At 71.3% G+C, this 1,329-nt stretch carries 1 protein-coding gene; it reads right to left on the bottom strand.

What is annotated here, in order from left to right:
* Positions 1–1,019 (bottom strand): ABC transporter substrate-binding protein (locus H5J29_RS32965; RefSeq protein ID WP_312858512.1); only part of this gene is annotated, 1,019 nt, incomplete at its 3' end.
* Between the last annotated feature and the right edge of the window lie 310 nt (positions 1,020–1,329).

The raw sequence follows: 1,329 nt of genomic DNA on the forward strand, positions 1-1,329 counted from the left end.
CACGTCGGGCGACCGAGGTAGTCGTTGCTGAACCAGGTCGCGAAGTCGGGGCGGGCGGTCAGTGGCTGCCCGTTCTGGTCGACCACCGAGCCGGAGTCGACGAGGAAGCCGGAGAAGCCCGCCCAGCGGTCCAGGGTCTGGGTGCCGACGCGTCCCTGCTCGTCCTTCAGGTACAGCTTCGCCAGCATGTCCTGGCTGCGCGTGACCAGCTCGGGCTCGGTGAAGGTGCCGGGGTTCGCGTCCTGGAGGAGCTGCGCGGCGCGGGCGGGGTCGTCGGCGGCGAGTTGGTAGCCGCGCTGCGCGGCCTGGACGAACCGCTTCGCGACGTCCGGGTTCCCGGCCAGCCAGGGCGAGTTGCCGACGAGGAGGACGTTGTAGGCGTCGGGGAAGCCGTAGTCGGTGTAGCGGAAGGTCTTCAGCGGCTCGTCGCGCAGCTCCGCCTCGATGCCCTCCCAGGCCACGAACGGCTCGGTGAAGTCGACCTGCCCGGCGTAGAGGGCCTCGTACGCGCTGGTCCCGAGCGTGACGGTCTGGAACTCGCCGATGCCGCCCGCGTCCCGGATGACCTGGCGCATCTTGGGTTCCTCGCCGGGGCCGCCGAAGCCGCCGTAGGTCTTGCCGTCGAGGTCGCGCGGCGAGGTGATGTCCGCGCGGTCGGCCTTCACCGCGACCTCGGTCGCCCAGTGCTGCAGGATCGCCATCACGCTCGTGATGTCCGCCCCCGCGCCCTTGGAGTAGGTGAAGGAGTCCTGGAAGGAGATGCCGAACTCGGCGGCGCCGGAGCCGACCAGGGTGTCCGGCGACGTGCTGTTGTACGGCAGGAACTCGACGTCGAGGCCCGCCTGCGCGAACCACCCCTCCTGCTGGGCGACGTAGAGGCCGGAGTGGTTGGTGTTCGGGGTCCAGTCGAGGGCGATCCGGATCTTCCGGGCCCCGCCGCCGGGGTCGGAGCCGGGGTCGGCGGCGCAGCCTGCGAGCACCAGGACGGCGCCGAGCAGGACGGTCACGAGGGCACGCACGAGGGTTCCTCCCTACGCCGGTGCTAACCGGGTCAGGTGCGAACGGTCGACGGCCGGTCCTGCCGCCCTCTCAGCCTCGGTACGTGAGTGCTCCCGCGGGTTCGGGAGCAGACCCTACGTGCCCGGGCCGCGCGATGCCACGCGGCCTCCCTCACTGTCCGCCCCCACCCCCCACCCTCCGCGAGTGATCAACAGGCCCTGCCGCAGGAACGATCATGCCGAAACCTGCGTGGAGGCCTGATGATCTCCGCGCTCCATGATCACCAGGGCCTGCGGTCGGTCAGGCGATGTCGGCGCGGCGGTGCCGGGC

Origin of the sequence: Pseudonocardia pini (assembly GCF_013870575.1) — a bacterium.
Classification (GTDB): domain Bacteria; phylum Actinomycetota; class Actinomycetes; order Mycobacteriales; family Pseudonocardiaceae; genus Pseudonocardia; species Pseudonocardia pini.